Here is a 23046-nt window from a genome sequence, read left to right on the forward strand (position 1 = left end):
CGCACTTTTCCTACGTCATTGCGAGGAGCGCAGCGACGAAGCAATCTCCTGCGAGCGTGCCATCCAGCCGCAGACTGGGGATTGCTTCGCTTCGCTCGCAATGACGATGTCCACATGACCACCGTCATTCCGCCGACGCCGCCACCGTCATCGGCGCGTTCGGGAGCTGGCCGCGGATGGCGGGGGAGTACATGGCCTCGACGCGCGTCGGGGGCAGGGTGAAGCGGCCCGAGCCGTTCAAGCGCACGACATATTCGACCGCATGGGTACCCGCGGGCATCCAGCCGAAATAGCCGCGCCAGCTGTCGCGCCCGCGCTCGACATAGCTGGGTTGCCACCCCGAACCCCCCGCGTCACCGGCGAGCATTTCGGACTGGCCGCCCAGATTGCCGAGGATCGTCGCGCCCGGCGGGACGGGGTCGCTGATGACGACCCAGGTGCGCCCGGCTTCGGCGGTGACCTCGATCCGCACCTTGATCACGTCGCCGCGCGTCAATTGCGCCTTGTTCGCCGCCTTGACGATGCTCACCGCGCGTTTGATGCGATAGCCGGCGTTGAGCGGTTCCCGGAGCGGCACCGCCGCCTTGACGCTGACCGTCGCCCAGGGCGAGCCGCCGCCCTGATGCGCGAGCGCCATCGTCGCGGCGGCGAGCGGCAGGCGAAGCGGCGCGGCGTCGGCGGGAAGCGGCCAGCGCTGTTCGGCGCCGGCGCCCGCGAGGCTCGCCGTCGTCACGCCGCCAATCGCGCTCGCGGGATAGAGGCTCGCAAAGCGGCGCACGGTGACCGCGCCCCACGCATTCGCCGGGGTCGTGTCCCAGCGGCCGCGCCGCTGGCGCTGCGCGACGCCGACCATCAGCTTGCCCGCGTCATCCTCCCACCCCTTGCGGCCGAGCACGGCCTCGAGCGCCTTGATCGCCATTTCGTCGCCGCTGGTCATCATCCACCAGGGCGCGCGCGCATTGTCGGCAAGGTCGAGCCGCGTTCCTTCAAAGACGAGGCGCTTCCGGAGCTCGGCCTCGGCGGCGGTGCGCAGCGCGGCGGCATTTCGCACGCCGGGCGTGCGTTCGATCGCGACGAGCCAGTCGGCGAGCGTCCCCGTCGTCATTTCGGCGGGGGTCAGGTCGATCGCCGCGACGAGCGCGGGGCTCGATGCCTTGTTGCGCGCGAGCGCGGCGAGCGCGGCGACGCGCACCGGGCGGACGTCATAGGGGCCGTAGCCGCGCCGGCTGAGCCGCCCCTCGACGATTGCCTGCAGCGCCTTGACCATCTTGTCCTTCGACGCTTCGGGGACGGCAAAGCCGTTCGCGGCGGTCACCGCCATCACATAGGCGGTGAGTTCGGCCGACCCATCGAGCCGTTCGTTCGGCCAGTAACGGAGCAGGCCGTCGCGATCGAGATAGGTCGGCATCGCCTCGGCGAGCGTCTGCCAGCGCCCGACATCGCCGAGCGCGATGGCGCGCGAGGTCGTCTGTTCGAAGCAGGTGTAGGGATAGGCCGCCATATAGTCGCGCACCCCGGCGAGCGGCGGCGCGAGCGTTCCGGCGAGCGCGATGTCGACATGGCCGCCGGGAAGCGCGCCCGCGGGAATCGCGATGGGGAGCGTCGTCGACGGGCCGACGCGCAGCAGGCTCGCCGCCCAGGTCTCGACCGGCACGGCGGGTTCGACCTGCTGCGCGAACACCAGCCGGTCGCGCTGCCTGCCATCGGCCGACGCCGCCTCTACGGTCCAGGTCAGCGGGCCGGCGGTGGCGGGCGCCTGCATCGACCAGCTGATCGGCACCGCGCCGCCCGCGGGAATCGTCACGGTGAGCGGCGGCGCGGTCGCGACCGCGGGCGACATTGCGGCATTGGCGGTGACGGTCATCGCCCGGTCGGTGCCGTTGCGCAGCGTGAAGCGCGCATCATAGGTGTCGCCGCTGCGCACAAGTTCGGGGAGCCCGGCAAAGACCGCCAGATCCTGCACGGTACGGATGCTCGTTTCGCCGGTGCCGAAAAATTGCGCGCCGTCGGTCGCGACCGCGACGAGGCGGAAACCCGACAGATTGTCGCTGAGCGGCACGTCGACGCTCGCGCGCCCCTTTGCGTCGAGCGGCACGGTGCCGCGCCACAGCAGCACGGGGCGGAAATCCTCGCGCGTCAGGCCCGACAGATCGCCGCCGCCGCCGCCGCCGGGTTCGAGCGCCTTGCGGCCATAGTGGCGCTTGCCGACGACCTGCATCTGCGCGGTCGAGGTGAGGACGTCGAGCGTGCGTTCGCCCATCATCGCGTCGAGCAGCGCCCAGCTTTCGTTCGGCGCGAGCTGGAGCAGCGCCTCGTCGACCGCGACGAAGGCGACATCGGCCTGCCGCGGCGGCTTGCCGTCGGGGGTCTTGACCGCGATGCTGGCTTTCGCGGTGTCGCGCACCGCATATACCTGTTTGTCGGTCCTGACCTCGACGCCGAGTTTGTGGCCTTCCCAGCCGACCTTGATCCGCGCGACGCCCATGCGATAGGCGGGCTTGGCAAGATCGACGAGCGCGGTGGGCGGCGCGCCCTCGCTGGTTTCGATCCGGAAACCGACCGCGCGTTTCATCTTGCGGAACCAGCTTTCCTGTCCGGTCACGCGCCCGCGCACCGCCATCACCGAGACATAGACGTCGGGCGCATAGGTGGCGGGGAGCTTGACCCTGACGACGGGATTGGTGCCCTTGAGCGTCGTGACGAAGCTCGACAGCACGCCCTCGCGCTCGACGGTGACGAGCGCGGTCGCCTCGCGGAACGGCATGCGGACCTGGAAGGTCGCGGTGTCGCCCGCGGCATAACGCGGCTTTTCGGCGATGACGTCCATGCGGTCGCCATTGTCGCCGCCGAACCACCAGTCGTCGTCGCCCGCGAGCCACACCGAGCGCACCGCGCGCGCTTCGTTGCCGTCGGCATCCTGCGTCGTCGCGACGACCGTGACCTCGCCCGACACGCCCGGCGCCATCGCGCAGCTTGCGCGGCCGAGGCGGTCGGTCGTCGCCGAACAGTCCGCCGACAGCTTCGTCGTCCGCATCTGGTTGTCATAGGCATAGAAGCCGCCGATCAGGCGGCGGCGCGCGGTGATGATCGCGCGGCTGTAGAGCGCGACCGCGACGCGCTGGCCGCGAATCGGCTTTCCGTCGAGGTCGAGCGCGACGAAATCGAGGCGGAGATCGGTGTCGCGCATCATCCAGCCGTCGGTCTTCATCCCCAGCCGCACCGCGGCGGGGTAAAGCGTGATGCGGCGGCTGGCGGTCAGCGTTTCGCCATTGGCGTCTTCATAATCCATCTCGACCGCCATCGCGGTCGGTTCGGCAATCGGGCGGTCGACGGCGATGCTCGCCGACGCGGTGCCGTCGGCGCCGAGCACGAGCGGCAGCGCGCGCGCGAGCGGCGCGTCGGCGCCGGGTTCCTCGCCATCGTCGTCGAGCTTGACCACGCCCTCCTTCACCGGGCGGCCGTCGAAGCTCCATTCGCGATAATCCTCGGGCGGCGACCAGCTGGGGCGGAAGGTCGCGCGAAGCTCGACCGGCAGGTTCGGCGCGGGGCCGCCCGAAAGATAGCCGACGAACAGCGACAGCGGCACGCTCGCGGGGCGGACGAGCGCCGCCTTCGGCCCCGTCACCGTCGCCTTCATCGTCGGCAGGCGATATTCGTCGACGCGGATCGACTGGTTCGACCAGATCGTCTTTTCGCGTTCCTCGTCGTCGCCGCGATCGCGCTTGTCCTGGCGGTCCTTGGTGACGAAGACGAGGTCGTAATCGCCCATCGGCGCCGATTTGGGGACGTTCCATACCGTCTCGCCGCTGCCCGCCGCCGTTATGGCAAAGGGCAGTTCGAATTCGGTGTCGGAGCCGCGGTGGACGAGGCGGAGCTTGCCCGCCATCGGCTCGGGCGCCTTGAACCCCAGCCCGACGGGGCGGCGCAGCACATGCTTCATGTTGACCGTCTCGCCCGCCTTGACGAGCGCGCGGTCGAAGATGGTGTGGAGGATGTCGCCGCGTTCGGACCAGCCGAAGGGCATGTCGAAATCATAGGGGCGGATGCCGCTGCCCCAGTCGGTGAGGGTGAAGCTGAAATCGTCGCCCGAACGCGCGGTGACCATCAGCGCATGGCCCTCGCTGTTCGCCGGGTCGGGCTCGTCCTCGCAATTCGCATAGGTCTCGGGCTCGGGGAGGCCGGCGGGGAAGGCGAGGCGTCCCGCCTTGTCGGCGGTGCCGCGCGCGAGCAGGCGGCCGGTGCAGCTGTCGACGATGCGGATATCGGCGCCCGCGACGGGCTTCCCCGTGTCGAGCGCGGTCACCCAGGCGAGCGAATTTTCGCGGCCCCATTTGAAATGCACCGCCATGTTGGTGACGAGCGCGGCGCTCGCGACATAGCGCGTCGCCTTGCGCCCGAGCAGTGCGGCGCCGAGTTCGGGGCTGGCGATCTCGACGACGTGAAAGCCCTTCTGGCCGAGCGGGATGCCGACGACCTCGAACGCCTTGCCGCCGCCGGGGGGCGTCAGGCGCAGGTCGCGGCGCTCGCCGCCCGCGGGGGCGCCGTCGAACACCGACCTGGTGCCGGTATAGTTGACGCGCACCTCCTTGCCGGTCGCGTCGCGTTCCTCGCGATAGTCGCTGCCGCCCGCATCGTCGACGCGGCGGAGCCAGCGCGCGATCGCGGCATCGTCGTCGCCGACGCGCAAGGCCGTCGCGGGCATGGCGAGGCGCGCCTCGGCCATGCTGCCCTCGACCCCGCGCACGGTGACGGGCAGCATGCCGCCCTCGCTCGCCTCCAATATGCCGAAGGGCGCGGCGAATTTGACGAGCGGCGGCGCGCGGTCGATGCGGAATGCGAGCGGGAAATTGCTGCGGTTCGACAGCGGGCGGCCGCTCTGGTCGGTGACGTCGGCGGGAAGGACGAGCGTCGCGTCGACGTCGCGCGGCAAGGGCCCGGCAAAGCGCACCTGCGTCAGCCAGGGGTCGTGCCGGTCGTCGTCGTTCGAGCGCGCGGCGATGCGCTGGCCGTCGGCGGTGTTGAGCGTCGCCGCGAGCGCGGTGTCGCGCGCAACGGGCGCGGCGAAATTGAGCACGACATCGTTGATCGGATTGCACCCCGCCTGCGGGTTGACGCGGCTGCACGACATCCTGGCGGTGAAGGCGGGGCGCACGTCATAGTCGAAGCGCTGGTCGCGCCCGGCGGTGCGGCCGGGCACCCCCTGCTGCGCGATGCGCGCGTCCCAGACGAGCGCCATCTCGCGCCCCGGCGGCAGCGGGCGGCGGCATTTGAGCGGCACGACGCGGTCGAGCGCCGCGTCGCGGTCGGCGCCCGCGGCGGGGAGGCGGAGCGGCAGGCTGGCGTTGCGCGCGAAGGACTGCGCGCGCCAGCTATTGTCGCCGAGGCCGGTCAATATCTGTGCCGCGGTGTCGCGCGGCAGCACGTCGACGGGGATCTTCTCGCCGATGCCGTCGACCGCGCAATAGGCGAAGCGCCCGACCGAGGCGCGGTCGGCGGCGACGTTTGTCGCGACGAGGAAGATCTGGTCCTCCTCGATCCCGTCATAATGGCCGCCGACGAGCACCGCGCGCGCCGAGGGGCCGCCGGTGTCGATCTCGAAGCTGTCGTGGCCGACGACGCGCAGCCCGCGCAGCGTCGCAAGGTCGCCGCGCAGCTCGACATGGCAGCGCAGCCCGCCGGGGAGCGGCTTGTCGAAGGCGAGCACCCAGGTGCGCGTGTCGACCCAGCGCGCGCTGCTGCCGACCTTGCAGTCGTGCGTCGCGGGCGCGCGGGCGCGCGGGTCGCCGAGCGCGACCATCTCCTCCGAAAAGCGCAGGGTGAAGCGGGTGATCGCGCCGTCGCCGCTGCCCGCGCTGCCGGGGGTCGCAAGCGTCACCTGCGGCACGGTGTCGGCGGCGGTCGCGGCCATCGCGAGCCCCAGCGGGACAAGCAGCGCCAGCTTTGCCCGGGCCGTCAGCCGACCTGCCAATGTACGCCATGCACGCGTCATCGCCCCGTCTCCCCGCACTCGACCCGAATCCTATCCTGCTGGAAACAGGGGCATGAGTCCACCCACCGCGAGACCGGTTCGGTCCAATTCGGCCCTGCCACACGAGTGAAGGGTGGTCGGCCTTTTCTAACGCGCGAGCATCGGGCCGAGCGGACGGCCGGCGAAGAGGTGGACGTGGAGGTGCGGGACTTCCTGGTGGCTGTCGCGCCCGACATTGGCGAGCAGGCGGTAGCCGGGCGCGACGAGGCCGAGGTCGCGCGCGACCTTGCCCACCGCGCGGACGAAGCCCGCAATCTCGGCCTCGCTCGCGCGCGCCGAAAAATCGTCCCAGCTGACATAGGCGCCCTTGGGGATCACCAATATGTGCGTCGGCGCCTGCGGGTTGATGTCGTGAAAGGCGAGCGCATGCTCGTCATCATAGACGGTCTTCGACGGAATCTCGCCGCGCAGGATGCGCGCGAAGATATTGCTGTCGTCATAGGGCTGGGTCGCGTCGATCGCCATGGTCGTTCCTATTGCTTGCGCGCCGCTTTTTCGGCGTGGCCCGAGGTGCCGTGCCGCCGGTTGATCTCGGCGGCGACATGACCCCAGGCGAGGCCGCGTTCGGACAGCAGGATGGTGAGGTGGAAAACGAGATCGGCCGCCTCGCCGATCAGGTCGGGGTCGTCCTCGCCAAGCGCGGCGATGACCGCCTCGACGGCTTCCTCGCCCAGTTTTTGCGCAATTTTCCCGCGCCCCTTGGCGGCAAGGCTCGCGACATAGGATGCCTCGGCCTCGCCCGCGGCGAGCCGGTCCTTCACCACCGATTCAAGCCGTTCCAATGCTGCGCCGATTGTCATGGCCGACACCCCTTTCCTTTCCCCGCTGCCTAGCGGGGCAATCGCGGCTGGACAAGGGCGCGCCGCTTGGGTCAAAGGCGCGCATGGCCGAGGTCAAGCTCCATCCCGACTGGCTCGCGCGTATCGGCGGCGAGTTCGACCAGCCCTATATGGCGGCGCTCAAGGATTTCCTCGCGGGCGAGCGCGCGAAGGGCAAGACCATCTATCCGCGGCCCGCAGACTGGTTCGCCGCGCTCGACGCGACGCCGCCGCAGCAGGTGCGCGTCGTCATCCTGGGACAGGACCCCTATCACGGGCCGGGGCAGGCGCACGGCCTGTGCTTTTCGGTGCAGCCGGGGGTGCGAACGCCGCCGAGCCTCGTCAACATATACAAGGAACTTCACAGCGATCTCGGCATTCCGCCCGCGCGCCACGGCTTTCTCAAAAGCTGGGCCGAACAGGGCGTGCTGCTGCTCAACAATTGCCTGACGGTCGAGGCGGGACAGGCGGCGTCGCACCAGAAAAAGGGGTGGGAGCGCTTCACCGACGCCGCGGTCGCCGCGGTCGCCGCCGACGCCGCGCCCAAGGTGTTCATCCTGTGGGGCAGCCACGCGCAGAAGAAGGCGGCGAATGTCGCGGGGCTCGGCACGGCGAGCCCGCACCTCGTCCTGCGCGCGCCGCACCCGTCGCCGCTGTCGGCGCACAACGGCTTTTTCGGATCGCGCCCGTTCAGCCAGGCGAACGCCTTTCTGGAGGCGAGGGGGCGCGGCGCGATCGACTGGCGGCTTCCCGAAATGCCCGCTGCCGAATGACGATCCTCGCCGATCCCGTGACGCTTGCCGTATTGCTGGTCGCCGTGGTGCTGCTCGGCATGGCGAAGGGCGGGCTTGCGGGGGTCGGCGCGCTCGCGACGCCGGTCGCGGCGCTCGTGCTGCCGCCCGCGACCGCCGCGGCGCTGCTGCTGCCGATCCTGATTGTGCAGGACGTCATCAGCGTCTGGGCGTTTCGCAAGACGTGGGACGGCTGGATCATCGGCTGGATGCTGCCCGGCGCGGCGGCCGGCGTGTTCGCGGGCTATGTCTATGCCGACCGGGTGAACGAGGCGCAGCTGATGGCGGCGCTCGGCGCGATCACCCTTGCCTTTGGCGTCTATCGCCTGTGGGTCGAGCGCGGCGGGCGGATCGTCGCGGCGTCGCAGTCGCCGGGCTGGGTGGGCAGCCTGTTCGGCGGCGCGATGGGCTTTGCGAGCCAGATCGCGCACGCAGGCGGCCCGCCCTTCCAGATGTGGGTCGCGCCGCGCAAGCTGCCGCACCTGACCTTCGTCGGCACCAACGCGCTGCTGTTCGCGATCGTCAACTGGATCAAGGTGCCCGCCTATGTCGGGCTCGGCGCCTTCCCGCGCGAGGTCGTCGTCGCGACGCTGCTGCTGATGCCGCTCGCCATCGCGTCGACGCTGCTCACCGTGCGCTGGATCCGGCGGATCAACCCGGAACGCTTTTATATCCTTATCTATGTGCTGATGGTGCTGCTCGGCGCGAAGCTGTTCTGGGACGGGATGACCGCATGACGACGCCCGCCATCCTCGTCGACGCCGACGCCTGCCCGGTGAAGGACGAAATCTATCGCGTCGCATGGCGGCACGAGGTGCCGGTCAAGGTCGTCAGCAATATGCGGCTGCGCGTCCCCGACCATCCGCTGATCGAGCGGGTCGTCGTGTCCGACGCGTTCGACGCCGCCGACGACTGGATCGCCGATGCCGCCGATGCCGCGAGCATCGTCGTCACCGCCGACATATTGCTCGCCGACCGCGCATTGAAGGCGGGGGCGACGGTGCTCGCGCCCAATGGCAAGCCCTTCACCGCCGCGTCGATCGGCCCCGCGATCGCGACGCGCGCGATCATGGCGGATTTGCGCGCGGGCGGCGACCAGATCGGCGGGCCGCCGCCCTTTACCAAGGCCGACCGCTCGCAATTTCTGCAGGCGCTCGACGCGGCGCTGGTGCGGCTGAAGCGGGGATAAGCGAGCGGCACCCCTGTTTTCGTCATTCCGGCCGCCGCGGGAATGACGGAATTCTGTGGAAGCCGGGCTGCGACCATCCCATACGATTGCAACGCCGTTGCCCCGCGCCGCGCGCGCGGGCAGAAACGGCAAGGAACCGGCGCCTCCCCCCCCCAACACGCGCGCCGGCCCAAAGGACGAGACGATGCTGAAATATCTGGCTCCCCTCGCGCTGGTCTGCGCGGCTGTTCCCGTGTCGGCGCAAGAGGCGGCGCCGTCGCCGACCGCGACCTCGCCCGACGGCAGCCTCGTCCTGTCCTTTTCGACCGATTATGAGCGGCGCCCGCACTGGTCGCTGACGCGCAAGGGCAAGTTGCTGATCGCGCCGTCGAAACTCGGCTTCATGCTCGCCGACGCGATGGCGTTGCAGCGCGGCTTCACGATCGAGGGCGTCGAGCGCGCGCGCGGCGACGAGCGGTGGGAGCAGCCGTGGGGCGAGCGGCGCTTTGTCCGCAACCATTATGAAGAGCTTCTCGTCCGCTATCGGCAGGACGACAATTGGGGCGGGCGACGGATGAATGTGCGCTTTCGCCTGTTCGACGACGGCATCGGCTTTCGGTATGAATTGCCCGCGCAGGAGGGGCTGACGACCGCGCGGATCGCCGACGAGGTGACCGAGTTCGACATCGCGCCCGAAGGCACGGCGTGGTGGATCACCGCGGGCGAGTGGAACCGCTACGAACAACATTATCAGAAGTCGCCGATCGACGGCGTGGCGACCGCGCACACGCCGATCACGATGCGGCTCGACGACGGGACGCATCTGTCGTTCCACGAGGCGGCGCTCGTCGATTATTCGGCGATGTGGCTGAAGCGCGTCGAGGGGCGCAAGTTCCGCACCACGCTCGCGCCGTCGTCGCGCGGCGCGCGCGTCGTGCGCGACCTGCCCTTTGCGACGCCGTGGCGGACGATCCGCATCGCCGACAGCGCGGCGGGGCTGGTCGAAAGCGACCTCGAGCTCAACCTCAACGAGCCGAACAAGCTGGGCGATGTGAGCTGGGTCAAGCCGATGAAATATATCGGCATCTGGTGGGGCATGATCCGCGGGCCGTGGAGCTGGGCCGAGGGGCCGCGCCACGGCGCGACGACCGAACGCACCAAGCAATATATCGACTTTGCCGCCAAACATGGTTTCGGCGGCGTGCTCGTCGAGGGGTGGAACAAGGGATGGAACGTCAACTGGTTCGGCCACGGCGACCAGTTCCGCTATACCGAGCCGGTCGCGGATTTCGACCTGAAGGAGGTCGCCGACTATGCGCGCAAAAAGGGCGTGACGCTGGTCGGGCATCATGAAACCGGCGGCAATATCGCGGTCTATGAGGAGCAGCTCGAGGCGGCGATGAAGCTCTATGGCGAGCTGGACGTCCGCGCGGTCAAGACCGGCTATGTCGCCGACGCGGGCGGGATCGTCGCGCCGGGCGAGGCGCCGGGGACGACGGTGATGGAATGGCACGACGGCCAGCGGCAGGTGCAGCACCACCAGAAGGTCGTCGAGACGGCGGCGAAATATCGCATCGCGGTCAACCCGCACGAGCCGGTCAAGGATACCGGGCTGCGGCGCACCTACCCCAATCTGGTCGCGCGCGAGGGCGCGCGGGGGATGGAATATAACAGCTGGGGCGCGTTCGCGAACAGCCCCGACCATGAACCGACGCTCGTCTATACGCGGATGCTGTCGGGGCCGATGGACTATACGCCGGGGGTGCTCGGGCTCAAAGGGTCGGACGATGTGCCGATGACGTCGACGCTCGCGAAGCAGCTCGGCCTATACGTCACCATCTATTCGCCGATCCAGATGGCGGCCGATTTCATCGAAAGCCTCGAGGCGCATCCGCGCGAGCTCGACTTCATCAAGCGCGTGCCGGTCGACTGGGCCGACAGCCGGCTGATCGCGGGCGAGGTCGGCGATTATGCGGTGTTCGCGCGCAAGGACCGCGGCAGCGCCGACTGGTATGTCGGCGCGGTCAACGACGCGACGCCGCGGACGCTCGACCTGGGCTTCGACTTCCTCGATGCGGGGAAGAGCTATACCGCGACGATCTACAGGGATGGCGAGGGCGCGACCTATCTGACCGACGCGCGGCACCGCATCGCATACGAGACGATCAGGGTGAAGAAGGGCGACCGCTACCGGCTATGGCTGGCGCCGGGCGGCGGCGCGGCGATCCGGCTGCATCGCGGGCGGTAGCGCGGATCAGGCGGGGTCGAGCGCGTCGGTACGGCGGAGCCGCCGCGCCATGCGTTCGTGCTTGATCGCAGCTTCGCGCAGGCGCAGCGCAAGGTGGGGATCGTCGCTGGTATCGGCCTTCAGCCGCGCGACGCGCGCCAGCTGTTCATAATAGATCGAGTCGCGAATCGGTTCCATGCGTGTCCCGATAGCATGAAAGCGCGCGCGGCGGGGCGGCTCTTTACAAGGCGCGGCGGCCAGCACAATCTGGCGACCGATTCCGTTCGCCGTTGAGGAGAAATTCGGTGCGACGCATCCTGTCTATCGCCATCGCCGCCGCGTTTGCGGTCCCGCCCGCGCAGGCGGAATCGCCCGCAAGCCGCGCGCGGCAGAATTACGACCTGTTGATGAAGGGGCAAAAGCGCGTGAGCGACCTGACGGCGGCCGAGCGCGCCGAACTCGCGACGCTCGAGCAGCTGGCGCGGCAGGTGCCGCACGACGGGCGGTCGGCGACCGAGCGCTGCCGTGCCGACGAGATCAAGCGCGCGGGCGGCTCGCCGAGCGCGCTCGAAATGCGGATCATCGGGCTGAAGTGCAGCCAGCGCTGACGCGCGTTCGGGTCAGTCGGGCGCCCAGGCGCGACAGAAGGTGTCGACCGCGGTGTCGATGTCGGTCGGCAGCCGGTCGAGGTCGCGCCCCTCGGGCAGGCCGAGCACCGCCTGCTGGTAGAGCCCCGACTGGCACAGCCCCGCGAAATGATAGACGGCGCGAATCGGGTCGCCGGGGCGCAGCTCGCCGCGTTCCATCTTTTCGCGCATCCATTCGGCGAGGCGCGCCTTGCCGCGCCGGGGTCCGCGATCGTAAAAGGTTTCGGCAAGGTGCGGGAAGCGCTCGGCCTCGCCGACGACGAGGCGATAGAGCGACAGGAGCGGCGTCGAGACGAGCGTCGTCAGCATGATCGTCCCGAAGCGGCGCAGCACATCGGCGACGGGCGCGTCGAGGGGCAGGTCGATCGACAGCGCCTCGCCATAGCGCGCGACGAGATCGTCGACGACCGCGGCGAAGAGATCCTCCTTCGACGGGAAATAGGTCCACAGCGTCGTCTTTGACCCGCCGACCTTGCTCGCGATCGACGACATGGTCGTCCCGGCATAGCCGTTGGTGAAAAAGGCCTCGCGCGCGGCGTCGACGAACGCCTTGCGCCGCTGCGCCGCGGCGTCGTCAGGCGCGGTTGCCGTACTGCCTGGTATCATTTCGATTGACAACGCATCCTCCGAGGTTCATTGGCGCATGATACCAGCTAGTATCGTTGAAAGCCATGCTGCGCAAAAAATTTGTCATGATCGCGGTTTCGAGCCTGCTTGCGGGGTGCGCGAGCGTTCCCGACCTGGGGCCGAAGCCGCTTCCCGTCCCCGCCGGGTCGCTCGAGTCGGCGGCGAGTTTCGCGGACGCCGCGGGCGAATGGCCCGCCGACGCCTGGTGGACCGGCTTTGGCGATGCCCAGCTCACCGCGCTGATCGAGGAGGGGCTTGCGGGCTCGCCCGACATCGCCGCGGCCGCGGCGCGCGTGCGGCAGGCCGAGGGGATGGCCCAGCAGGCGGGCGCGGCGCTGCTGCCGCGCCTCGGCGCCGAGGCGAGCGCGGGCGGCGTCCAGCAAAGCGAGAATATGGGCATTCCGCCGCAATTCGTTCCCGACGGGGTCGAGGATACAGGGCGTATCGCGGCGACGCTTCAGTTCGACCTCGACCTGTGGGGCCGCAATCGCGCCGCGCTCGCTGCCGCGACGTCGGAGGCCGAGGCCGCGCGCGTCGATGCGGCGCAGGCGCGGCTGATGCTCGCGAGCGGAATCGCCGCCGCCTATGCCGACCTCGGCGCGCAATATCGCGCGCGCGATGTCGCCGCAGCGGCGCTGCGCGTCCGCGAGGCAAGCGCCGACATCGCGGGGAAGCGCACCGGCGCGGGGCTCGACAATCGCGCGACGCAGCGGCAGGCCGACAGCCGCGCGGTGGCGGCGCGCGCCGATGTCGCCGCGCTCGACGAGGCGATCGTGCTGACGCGCCACCGGATCGCCGCGCTGCTCGGCAAGGGCCCCGACCGCGGGCTGTCGATCGCGCGCCCGGCGCTCGTCTCGCCCGCGGCGGGCCTGCCCCCCGAGGCAGGCATCGGCCTGATCGGGCGGCGCCCCGATGTTGTTGCGGCGCGGCTGCGCGCCGAGGCGGCGGCGAAGCGGATCGACGTCGCGCGCGCCGATTTCTATCCGAACATCAGCCTGTCGGCGCTCGTCGGGTTCCAGTCGCTCGGCCTGTCGCGGCTGTTCGACGCGGGATCGCAATATGGCAATGCCGCCGCGGCGATCAGCCTGCCGATCTTTGACGGCGGGCGGCTGCAGGGGCGCTATCGCGGCGCGCGCGGCGATTATGACGCGGCGGTCGCCCATTATGACCGGACGCTGGTGATGGCGCTGCGCGAGGTTGCCGACATCGCCGCGAGCCGCGACGCCGCGGCGCGCCAGCTTGCCGACCGCAAGGCCGCGCGCGACGCGGCGGCCGAGGCGGCGGAGCTTGCCGGGCTGCGCTATCGCGCGGGCCTCGCAAACCAGCTCGCGCAGCTCACCGCCGAAGACAGCATGATCGCGCTCGACCGGCAGGTCGCCGACCTCGAGGCGCGGCAAATGGCGCTCGACATCGCGCTCATCCGCGCGCTCGGCGGCGGATACCGCGCCGAACCCACGACAGGAGACGAATGATGGCCGAAGATACGGCTGCAATCCGCACCGACACTCCCCTCCCCGAAGACGCCGACCCCGCCGCCGCCGAGCGCAGCGCGAAGCGGCGCAAGGCGCTGCGCATCCTCGCGATTGTCGTCGCGAGTGCGGCGATCCTGTGGGCGGGCTGGTATTATCTGACGCAGGCGGGGCGCGTGCACACCGACAATGCCTATGTCGGCGCCGATTCGGCGCAGGTCACCGCGCTCGTTTCGGGGCCGGTGAAGGAGGTGCGCGTTGCGGGCACGCAGGCGGTGAAGAAGGGCGACATCCTCGTCATCCTCGACGACGCCGACCAGCGGATCGCGCTCGCCGACGCCGAGGCTGCGCTGCGGCAGGCGCGGCAGCGCTATGGCCAGGCGAGCGCCACCGCGCAGGCGGCGCGGGCGCGCGTCGCGGCGCGCGGCGCCGACATTGCACAGGCGCAGGCACGGCTGCGCGACGCCAATGCCGCGGTCGAAAAGGCGCGCGCCGAATTTGCGCGGCGCGAAAGCATTGCGGGAACCGGCGCGGTGTCGGGCGAGGAACTGGCGGCGGCGCGCGCGGCGCTGCAATCGGCGCAGGCGGCGCGCGATCTGGCTGCGGCGGGAATCACCGCGGCGGAAGCGACGCGCGGGTCGGCGAGCGGCGACCTCGGCGCGGCCGAGGCGGTGGTGCGCGGGACGACGATCGACACCGCGCCCGACGTCGCCGCGGCGCAGGCGCGCGTCGACAAGGCGCGGCTCGACCTCGAACGCACGGTGATCCGCGCGCCGGTCGACGGGATCGTCACGAACAAGCAGGTCCAGGTCGGCCAGCGGGTCGCGGCGGGCGCGCCGATCATGATCATCGTCCCGGTCGATGCCGCCTATGTCGACGCCAATTTCAAGGAAAGCCAGTTCGGGCGCATCCGTATCGGCCAGCCGGTCGAGCTGGTGTCGGACTATTATGGCGGCGACGTCGTCTATACCGGGCGCGTCACCGGCATTGCGGGCGGCACCGGCGCGGCCTTTTCGCTGATCCCCGCGCAGAATGCGACGGGCAATTGGGTGAAGGTCGTCCAGCGCCTGCCGGTGCGGATTACGCTCGACCGCGAGCAGCTGAAAGCGCACCCGCTGCGCGTCGGGCTGTCGATGGAGGCGACGATCGACACGCGCGGGGACGACTGATGTCCGCCGCCCCGTTGCCGTCATTGCGAGCGAAGCGAAGCAATCTCCAGCCTTCGGCCTCGCATCGGGCCGCGAGCTGGGGATTGCCGCGTCGCCTGCGGCTCCTCGCAATGACGATGACAGTGGAAGGCGTCGCATAAGATGGCGAGTGCCGCCGCCCCTGTCGCGCCGCCTGCGGTCGAGCCGCTGTCGGGCGTCCGGCTGATCGCCGCCGCCTTCGCGCTCGCGCTCGCCAATTTCGTCGTCGTGCTCGACATGACGATCGCCAATGTGTCGGTACCGCACATCGCGGGCGGGCTCGCCGTGTCGCCGACGCAGGGGACGTGGGTCATCACCAGCTATGCGGTCGCCGACGCGATCATCGTCCCGCTGACCGGCTGGCTCGCGGCGCGATTCGGCACGGTGCGCTGGTTCATCATCTCGATTATCGGGTTCGGCGTCTTCTCCTTCCTGTGCGGCGTGTCGCGCACGCTCGACGCGCTCGTCCTGTTCCGCGTGCTGCAGGGGCTGTCGGGCGGACCGCTGATGCCGCTCACGCAAATCCTTTTGCTGCGCATCTTCCCGAAGGAAAAGGCGGGGATCGGGCTTGCCATCTGGGCGATGACGACGACCACGGCGCCGATCCTCGGGCCGATTCTCGGCGGACAGATCAGCGACAATTGGGGCTGGCCGTGGATTTTCTTCATCAACCTGCCCGTCGTCGCGATCTGCGCCTTTGGCGTCGGCAGCCTGCTCCCGCGCTTTGAAACGCCGCGCATCAAGGCGCCGATCGACATGGTCGGCATGGCGCTGCTCGTGCTGTCGGTCGGCGCGTTCCAGATCATGCTCGACACCGGGCGCGAACACGACTGGTTCGGTTCGGCGTGGATCGTCGGGCTCGCGATCCTCTCGGCAATCAGCTTCGCCGCCTTCGTCATCTGGGAACTGACCGACGCCAATCCGGTCGTCGATCTGCGCATCTTTCGTTTCCGGGGTTTCAGTTTCTCGACGCTCGCCATCTCGCTCGGCTTCGGGGCCTTTTTCGCGCAGGTCGTGCTGACCCCGCTGTGGCTCCAGCAGGTCGCGGGCTATACCGCGACCGACACCGGGCTGATCGTCGCGTGGATCGGGGTGTTCGCGGTGCTTTTCTCGCCGATTGCCGCGGCGCTGATCGGGCGGATCGACATTCGCATCTCGATCTGCGCGGGCATCTTGTGGATGGCGCTGATGTCGCTGCTGCGCGCGGGCTGGACCGCCGACACCGATTATTGGACGCTCGTCACGCCGCACCTGCTTCAGGGGATGGGCATGCCCTTCTTCTTCGTCGGCCTCACCGCGCTGGCGCTGAGTTCGGTCCCCGAAAAGGACCAGACGATGGCGGCGGGGCTGATGAATTTCCTCCGCACGCTGAGCGGTGCGATCGCGACCGCCATCGCGACGACCGCCTGGGATTCGCAGTCGCGCGTCGCGCGGTCGGAGCTCGTCCCCGCGCTCAACGACCCGGCGGGCGCGATGTCGATGCTCGAACGCGCGGGGCTGACGCTCGAACAGGCGCGCGCGGCGATCGACCGGCTGGTCGAGGTGCAGGCGGCGACGATCGGCGTGCTGCATATCTTCCTCGCCTCCGGCGTCGTATTCCTGATCGCGGCGGCGGCCGTCTGGTTCGTTCCGCTGCCGAAGAAGGTCGCGATGGCGACCGGGCATTAGGTCGGACGCACAGCGGCTTGGGCTTTGCCGCGCGCCATGCTAGGGGCGCGCGCCATGCTGACGATCAACGGCCTTACCGTGCGCCTTGGCGGGCGCACCATCCTCGACCGCGCGACCGCGAGCCTGCCGGCACGAAGCCGGACCGGGCTGATCGGGCGCAACGGCGCGGGCAAGTCGACGCTGATGAAGGCGATGATCGGCAGCCTCGAGGCCGACGAGGGCGGCATCGAAATGCCGCGCAAGACGCGCATCGGCTATATCGCGCAGGAAGCGCCGAGCGGCAGCGCGACGCCGTTCGAGACGGTGCTCGCCGCCGACACCGAGCGCGCCGAACTGCTCGCGGCGTCGGAGGTCGAGCAGGATGCGCACAAGCTTGGCGACATTCACGAGCGGCTGATCGCGATCGATGCCTATACCGCGCCCGCGCGCGCCGCACGCATCCTGACCGGACTCGGTTTCGACGAGGATATGCAGGGCCAGCCGCTCGACAGCTTTTCGGGCGGGTGGAAGATGCGCGTCGCGCTCGCCGCGCTGCTCTTTTCGAACCCCGACCTCTTGCTGCTCGACGAGCCTTCGAACCACCTCGACCTCGAGGCGACGATGTGGCTCGAAAGCTTTTTGCGCGCCTATCCGGGCCAGCTCGTCGTCATCAGCCACGAGCGCGACCTGCTGAACAATGTCGTCGACCATATCCTGCACCTCGAGGGCGGGAAGGTGACGCTCTATCCCGGCGGCTATGACGCGTTCGAGCGCCAGCGCGCCGAACGCGCCGCGCAGCTTGCCGCGGCGAAGGCGGCGCAGGACGCGCAGCGCGCGAAGCTGCAGGATTATATCGCGCGCAACAGCGCGCGCGCCTCGACCGCGAAACAGGCGCAGTCGCGCGCGAAGCAGCTGGCACGCATGCAGCCGATCGCGGCGCTCGCCGAAGACCCCAGCCTTGTGTTCGACTTCCCGAGCCCCGCCGACGAGCTTCGCCCGCCGCTGATCACGCTCGACCTTGCCAGCGTCGGCTATGCGCCGGGCAGGCCGGTGCTGAGCCGGCTCAACCTGCGGATCGACCCCGACGACCGCATCGCGCTGCTCGGGCGCAACGGCAATGGCAAGACGACGCTCGCGCGGCTGCTCGCGGCGCAGCTCAAGCCCGAGGATGGCGCGATGGCGGCATCGGGCAAGATGCGCGTCGGATATTTCACCCAATATCAGGTCGAGGAACTCGACGGCAGCGATACGCCGCTGGGCCATATGACGCGCGTGATGGCGGGCAAGACGCCCGGCGCGGTGCGCGCGCAATTGGGGCGTTTCGGCTTTTCGGGCAACAAGGCGACGACCGAGGTCGGCAAGCTGTCGGGCGGCGAGCGCGCGCGGCTGGCGCTGGCGCTGATCACGCGCGAGGCGCCGCACCTCCTGATCCTCGACGAGCCGACGAACCACCTCGACGTCGACGCGCGCGAGGCGCTGGTGCAGGCGCTGAGCGGCTTCGACGGCGCGGTGATCATCGTCAGCCACGACCGCCACATGCTCGAATTGACCGCCGACCGGCTCGTGCTCGTCGACGACGGCACGGCGCGCGATTTCGACGGCAGCATCGACGATTATGTCGCCTATATCCTCGGCAAGAGCGACAATGGCGAGGCCAAGCCGGCCCCCGCCAAGCCGAAGGACGCCAAGCTTGCGCGGCAGGAAGCGGCGAAGGCGCGCGAGGCGCAGGCGGCGCTCCGCAAGAGCGCGAAGGAGCTGGAGGCCAAGGCCGGAAAACTCGCGCAGCAGGTCAGCGCGATCGACCGCGCGATGTTCGATCCCGCGAGCGCCGAGCCCGCGCTTGCGAAACTGACGATGGGCGACCTCGCGCAGCGGCGCGGCAAGCTGGCGTCGGAGCTGGAGAGCGTCGAGGCGGCGTGGATGGACGCGCTCGAGGCGATCGAGACGGCGGCGGCGTGAATTTCTCTCGCCCTCTCCTTCAGGGGAGGGCAGCGAGACTTGCGAACTTGTTCGCTAGTCGCAGCGGGTGGGGCTGCGCGACCACATTCTTCCCCTACAGGCCCCACCCCAACCCCTCCCCTGAAGGAGGGGAGGGGCTTTAAAGCGTGCATTGACTCGCACGCTCCATTCCAGCATAATAGTTTCAATTGAAACCATATGAGGGATATGACCATGGCCGACCTGTTCGACAACCCGCTGGGCCTCGACGGATTCGAATTCGTCGAATTCTCCGCGCCCGAAAAGGGCATGCTCGAGCCGGTCTTCGAGCGCATGGGCTTCACGCGCATCGCGCGCCACCGGTCGAAGGACGTCGAATTGTGGCGGCAGGGCGGGATCAACCTGATCGCCAATTACGAACCCAAGTCGCCCGCCGCCTATTTCGCCGCCGAGCATGGCCCGTCGGCGTGCGGCATGGGCTGGCGCTGCCGCGATGCCGCCAAGGCCTATGCGCAAGCGATCGAACGCGGCGCCGAGCCTGTCGAGGTCAAGACGGGGCCGATGGAACTGCGCCTCCCCGCGATCCGCGGCATCGGCGGATCGATCATCTATCTGATCGACCGCTATGGCGACGACCTGTCGATCTATGACATCGACTTTGTGTATGAAGAGGGCGTCGACCGCCATCCGGTCGGCGCGGGGCTGAAGGTCATCGATCACCTGACGCACAATGTCTATGGCGGGCGCATGGCGCATTGGGCGGCGTTCTATGAGCGCATCGCGGGCTTCCGCGAGATCCGCTATTTCGACATCAAGGGCGAATATACGGGCCTCACGTCCAAGGCGATGACCGCACCCGACGGCAAGATCCGTATTCCGCTGAACGAGGAAGGCGCCGGCGGCGGCGGGCAGATCGAGGAATATCTGCGCGCCTATAATGGCGAGGGCATCCAGCATATCGCGTTCAGCTGCGACGATCTTTACGCCGCGTGGGACAAGCTGAAAGCGCTGGGCAATCCCTTCGCCCCCGCACCGCCCGCGACCTATTACGAGATGCTCGCCGAGCGCCTGCCCGGCCATGGCGAGCCGGTCGAGGAATTGCAGTCGCGCGGCATATTGCTCGACGGTTCGACCGAGGATGGCGATCCGCGCCTGCTCCTCCAGATTTTCGGACAGACGGTGATCGGTCCGGTCTTCTTCGAATTCATCCAGCGCAAGAAGGACGAAGGCTTCGGCGAGGGCAATTTCACCGCGCTGTTCAAGTCGATGGAACTCGACCAGATCCGCCGCGGCGCGCTCAATGTCGAGGAGCCGGCAGAATGACGAGCCCGATCAAACTCGGCGGCGTCCACCACGCCGCTTACCGCTGCAAGGACGCAAAGGCGACGGTCGAATGGTACAGCCAAATGCTCGGCATGACTTACACCACCGCCTTTGCCGAGGATCATGTGCCGTCGACCGGCGAATATGATCCGTACATGCATGTCTTTCTCGACGCGGGGAACGGCAATATCCTCGCCTTTTTCGAGCTGCCCAACCAGCCCGAAATGGGGCGCGATGCGAACACGCCGCAATGGGTGCAGCATCTGGCGTTCAAGGTCGGAAGCTATGACGAGCTGGTCGCGGCGAAGGAGCATCTCGAAGCGAATGGCGTCGAGGTGCTCGGCCCGACGCACCACGGCATTTTCAAGTCGATCTATTTCTTCGACCCCAATGGCCATCGCATCGAGCTCGCGTGCGACATTGGCACTGACGAGCAATATGCCGAACTGAAGCGCGTCGCGCCGCTGATGCTCGAGGAGTGGAGCCAGACCAAGAAGGCGCCGCGCCACGCCGACTGGCTGCACGCGGCGGCGAACGAGTAGTTTGGCGTTACCGGAAAGAAGGCTTTCCCTCTTGTCGTCACCCCGGACTTGATCCGGCATTATCCCTTTCGGCCAGATATGTGATCCCCGGCGAAAGCCGGGGTCCAGTTCGGGCAGCGCTGGACCGCGTGGGCCCCGGCTTTCGCCGGGGATCACCCGTTCCTTGTCCAATCGGGATAATCGCCGACTTGATCCGGGGGCCATTCACGCCGCGCTGAGCTGTGGATCCCGGATCAAGTCCGGGATGGCGAAAAATGGGGCATATGCGTTCTACTTCCGCGTCATCCCGACGCTTTCCCACGTGGCATTGCTGCACGCATCGACCGTTTTCTCGCCGTCGCCCGACAACAGGCCGATGACGAGGAAGCCGCCGATCACCAGCGCGACGAAGGCGGTCGTCACCATCCCCAGATATTTCTCGATGAACGCCTTGATCGGCGCGCCGAACAGGCGGAAGAGCACGCCGACCGCCATGAAGATCATCCCGCGCCCGACGATGCTCGCGCCGACGAAGGTCGCAAGGCTCATGCCGGTGAAACCCGCGGTCAAGGTCATCAGCTTGAACGGAATCGGCGTCGCACCCGCGATGATGATCGCCTCTGCGTCATATTCATTGAGATAGCAGACGGCGGTCGGGAATTTGTCGACGAGACCGAGCGCGCCGAGCAGCCACAGGCCGATGCTCTCGTACAGGAAATGGCCGATGGCATAGCCGAACAGCCCGCCGAGCACCGATCCGGCGGTGCAGATCGCCGCGAAGCGCACCGCGCGTTTCGGGTCGGCGAGGCACATGAGGCCAAGCACCGGGTGCGGCGGAATCGGGAAGAAGCTCGATTCGATGAAGGCGATCGCGAACAGCCACCCCTCGGCGTGGCGGTGCGATGCCTTGGCGATCGTCCAGTTGTAGAGATGCGCGAGCAGGCTTTTCGCGGTTGGCCGTGCGGTCGGGTCGATCTGGATCGCCATCGCGGGTTCGATCAGTGCCGGAAGTGGCGCATGCCGGTGAAAACCATCGCGAGCCCCGCCTCGTTCGCCGCCGCGATCACCTCGTCGTCGCGGATCGAGCCGCCCGGCTGGATGACGCAGGTCGCGCCCGCCTCGACCGCCGCCAATAATCCGTCGGCGAAGGGGAAGAAGGCGTCGCTGGCGACCGCGCTGCCGACGGTGCGCGCTTCGCTCCAGCCGTGGCTCTCGGCCGCCTCGCGCGCCTTTGCGGCGGCGATGCGCGCGCTGTCGCGGCGGTTCATCTGGCCCGCGCCGATGCCCGCGGTCGACCCGCCCTTGGCATAGACGATCGCGTTCGATTTGACATGCTTGGCGACCGTCCAGGCGAAGAGCGCGTCGGCGAGTTCCTCGTCGGTCGGGGCGCGGTCGGTCACGACCTGAAGGTCGGCGCGGGTGATGCGGCCGTTGTCGCGGCTCTGCGCGAGCCAGCCGCCGGCGATCGTCTTCATCATCAACCCGCCGCGTGCCGGATCGGGCAGCGCGCCGGTGAGGAGGAGGCGCAGATTCTTCTTCTTCGCGAACACCGCGCGCGCGTCGGCGTCGGCATCGGGGGCGCAGACGACCTCGGTAAAGATCGCGCTGATCGCTTCGGCGGTCGGTCCGTCGAGCGGACGGTTGACCGCGATGATGCCGCCGAACGCCGACACATCGTCGCATTTGAGCGCGGCGTCATAGGCTTCGGTGAGGCTCGCGGCGCTCGCGACGCCGCACGGGTTGGCGTGCTTGACGATGACGCAGGTCGGATCGGCGTCGCGAAATTCGGCGACGAGTTCGAGCGCGGCGTCGGCGTCGTTGATATTGTTGTAGCTGAGTTCCTTGCCCTGCACCTGTTCGGCCTGCGCGATGCCGCGCGCGGCGGGACCGGCGGGGAGGTAGAGCGCTGCTTTCTGGTGCGGATTCTCGCCATAGCGCAGCTCGTTTGCAAGCTTGGCGGTGAGCGGCAGCGTGTCGGGGAAAAGCTTGCCCTGGTCGGCAAAAGCGAACCAGCTTGCGATCATCCCGTCATAGGTCGCGGTATGGGCAAAGGCCGTCGCGGCGAGGCGCTTGCGCAGCGTGAGGCTGGTCGCGCCGCCGTTCGCGTCCATTTCGGCGATCACCGCGGCATAATCCTCGGGCTCGGTGACGATGCCGACGAAAGCGTGGTTCTTCGCGGCCGAGCGCACCATCGCGGGGCCGCCGATGTCGATATTTTCGATGATGTCGTCGCGCGGCGCGCCCTTTGCGACGGTCGCGGCGAAGGGGTAGAGGTTGACGACGACGAGGTCGATGGCGCCGATCCCGTGCGCGTCCATCGCCGCGACATGCGCGGCGTCGTCGCGCACCGCGAGGATGCCGCCGTGGACGGTCGGGTGCAGCGTCTTGACGCGGCCGTCCATCATCTCGGGAAAGCCGGTGAGGTCGGCGACGTCGCGCACCTCATGCCCAGCCTCGCGCAGCGCCTTCGCGGTGCCGCCGGTCGACACGAGCTCGACGCGGTGGCGGACGAGCGCGGCGGCAAGCTCGGCGAGCCCCGCCTTGTCGCTGACAGACAGGAGCGCGCGGCGGACGGGAACGAGATCGGTCATGGGAAGGGACGGCCTTTTGCGTGACGGGAAAGACGCGGCCCCCCTAGGCGTGTCCGCCCGCTAT

General features: G+C 68.8%; 18 protein-coding genes. 11 read left to right on the top strand and 7 right to left on the bottom strand.

Features of this window, described 5'->3' with window-relative positions; all coding sequences use genetic code 11:
- Window positions 1–124 precede the first annotated feature (124 nt).
- From H7692_RS11025 to H7692_RS11035, 3 genes are all read right to left on the bottom strand, one after another.
- Complete coding sequence (locus H7692_RS11025; protein WP_227340171.1) at window positions 125–5989, bottom strand: alpha-2-macroglobulin family protein; 5865 nt, start codon at window positions 5987–5989, stop codon at window positions 125–127.
- Between the two features lie 126 nt (window positions 5990–6115).
- Window positions 6116–6493, bottom strand: coding sequence for a histidine triad nucleotide-binding protein (locus H7692_RS11030; RefSeq protein ID WP_201928242.1), 378 nt, complete (start codon window positions 6491–6493; stop codon window positions 6116–6118).
- Window positions 6494–6501: 8 nt separating this feature from the next.
- Window positions 6502–6822 (bottom strand): phosphoribosyl-ATP diphosphatase, encoded by a 321-nt coding sequence (locus tag H7692_RS11035; RefSeq protein ID WP_201928748.1) that lies wholly within the window; start codon window positions 6820–6822, stop codon window positions 6502–6504.
- Between the two features lie 89 nt (window positions 6823–6911).
- Between H7692_RS11035 and ung the strand changes: the two genes are divergently transcribed.
- The 4 genes from ung (at window position 6912) to H7692_RS11055 (ending at window position 11053) form a co-directional block, all read left to right on the top strand.
- Window positions 6912–7619, top strand: a complete 708-nt coding sequence (gene ung / locus H7692_RS11040; RefSeq protein ID WP_227340172.1) for a uracil-DNA glycosylase — start codon at window positions 6912–6914, stop codon at window positions 7617–7619.
- Window positions 7616–8374 (top strand): sulfite exporter TauE/SafE family protein, encoded by a 759-nt coding sequence (locus H7692_RS11045; protein ID WP_227340173.1) that lies wholly within the window; start codon window positions 7616–7618, stop codon window positions 8372–8374. The genes ung and H7692_RS11045 overlap by 4 nt, the downstream gene beginning before the upstream one ends.
- On the top strand, window positions 8371–8826 hold the full coding sequence (locus H7692_RS11050; RefSeq protein WP_227340174.1) for a YaiI/YqxD family protein: 456 nt from the start codon (window positions 8371–8373) through the stop codon (window positions 8824–8826). Before H7692_RS11045 ends, H7692_RS11050 begins: the two co-directional genes overlap by 4 nt.
- Window positions 8827–9010: 184 nt before the next feature.
- A complete protein-coding gene (locus H7692_RS11055) occupies window positions 9011–11053 on the top strand; it encodes a glycoside hydrolase family 97 protein (protein WP_227340175.1) in 2043 nt (680 codons plus the stop codon).
- Between the two features lie 6 nt (window positions 11054–11059).
- Here H7692_RS11055 and H7692_RS11060 read toward each other — a convergent pair whose 3' ends face one another.
- On the bottom strand, window positions 11060–11230 hold the full coding sequence (locus H7692_RS11060; protein WP_201928237.1) for a hypothetical protein: 171 nt from the start codon (window positions 11228–11230) through the stop codon (window positions 11060–11062).
- 107 nt (window positions 11231–11337) lie between these two features.
- Here H7692_RS11060 and H7692_RS11065 point away from each other — a divergent pair, with 107 nt between their 5' ends.
- Window positions 11338–11640, top strand: a complete 303-nt coding sequence (locus H7692_RS11065) for a hypothetical protein (RefSeq protein ID WP_227340176.1) — start codon at window positions 11338–11340, stop codon at window positions 11638–11640.
- A gap of 12 nt (window positions 11641–11652) precedes the next feature.
- Here H7692_RS11065 and H7692_RS11070 read toward each other — a convergent pair whose 3' ends face one another.
- Window positions 11653–12285, bottom strand: coding sequence for a TetR/AcrR family transcriptional regulator (locus H7692_RS11070; RefSeq protein ID WP_227340177.1), 633 nt, complete (start codon window positions 12283–12285; stop codon window positions 11653–11655).
- A gap of 65 nt (window positions 12286–12350) precedes the next feature.
- On the opposite strand from H7692_RS11070, the gene H7692_RS11075 reads away from it, so the two are divergent.
- The 6 genes from H7692_RS11075 to H7692_RS11100 all read left to right on the top strand — a co-directional run bounded on the left by H7692_RS11075 (window position 12351) and on the right by H7692_RS11100 (window position 20412).
- A complete protein-coding gene (locus tag H7692_RS11075) occupies window positions 12351–13778 on the top strand; it encodes an efflux transporter outer membrane subunit (RefSeq protein WP_227340178.1) in 1428 nt (475 codons plus the stop codon).
- Window positions 13778–14944 (top strand): HlyD family efflux transporter periplasmic adaptor subunit, encoded by a 1167-nt coding sequence (locus tag H7692_RS11080; protein WP_227340179.1) that lies wholly within the window; start codon window positions 13778–13780, stop codon window positions 14942–14944. Before H7692_RS11075 ends, H7692_RS11080 begins: the two co-directional genes overlap by 1 nt.
- 141 nt (window positions 14945–15085) lie before the next feature.
- On the top strand, window positions 15086–16630 hold the full coding sequence (locus H7692_RS11085; RefSeq protein ID WP_227340180.1) for a DHA2 family efflux MFS transporter permease subunit: 1545 nt from the start codon (window positions 15086–15088) through the stop codon (window positions 16628–16630).
- 54 nt (window positions 16631–16684) lie between these two features.
- Window positions 16685–18568: an ATP-binding cassette domain-containing protein gene (locus H7692_RS11090; protein ID WP_227340181.1), complete on the top strand. Its 1884-nt coding sequence runs from the start codon at window positions 16685–16687 to the stop codon at window positions 18566–18568.
- A gap of 213 nt (window positions 18569–18781) precedes the next feature.
- Window positions 18782–19870 (top strand): 4-hydroxyphenylpyruvate dioxygenase, encoded by a 1089-nt coding sequence (hppD, locus tag H7692_RS11095; protein ID WP_201928231.1) that lies wholly within the window; start codon window positions 18782–18784, stop codon window positions 19868–19870.
- A complete protein-coding gene (locus H7692_RS11100; protein WP_227340182.1) occupies window positions 19867–20412 on the top strand; it encodes a VOC family protein in 546 nt (181 codons plus the stop codon). Before hppD ends, H7692_RS11100 begins: the two co-directional genes overlap by 4 nt.
- 270 nt (window positions 20413–20682) lie before the next feature.
- On the opposite strand, the gene H7692_RS11105 is transcribed toward H7692_RS11100, so the two are convergent.
- A complete protein-coding gene (locus tag H7692_RS11105; protein ID WP_227340469.1) occupies window positions 20683–21333 on the bottom strand; it encodes a YqaA family protein in 651 nt (216 codons plus the stop codon).
- Window positions 21334–21389: 56 nt separating this feature from the next.
- On the bottom strand, window positions 21390–22982 hold the full coding sequence (purH, locus tag H7692_RS11110; protein WP_227340183.1) for a bifunctional phosphoribosylaminoimidazolecarboxamide formyltransferase/IMP cyclohydrolase: 1593 nt from the start codon (window positions 22980–22982) through the stop codon (window positions 21390–21392).
- Window positions 22983–23046: the final 64 nt, after the last annotated feature.

The sequence above is a fragment of the Sphingopyxis sp. P8 genome, from assembly GCF_020622175.1.
In the GTDB taxonomy this organism is placed as follows: Bacteria; Pseudomonadota; Alphaproteobacteria; order Sphingomonadales; family Sphingomonadaceae; genus Sphingopyxis; species Sphingopyxis jiangsuensis.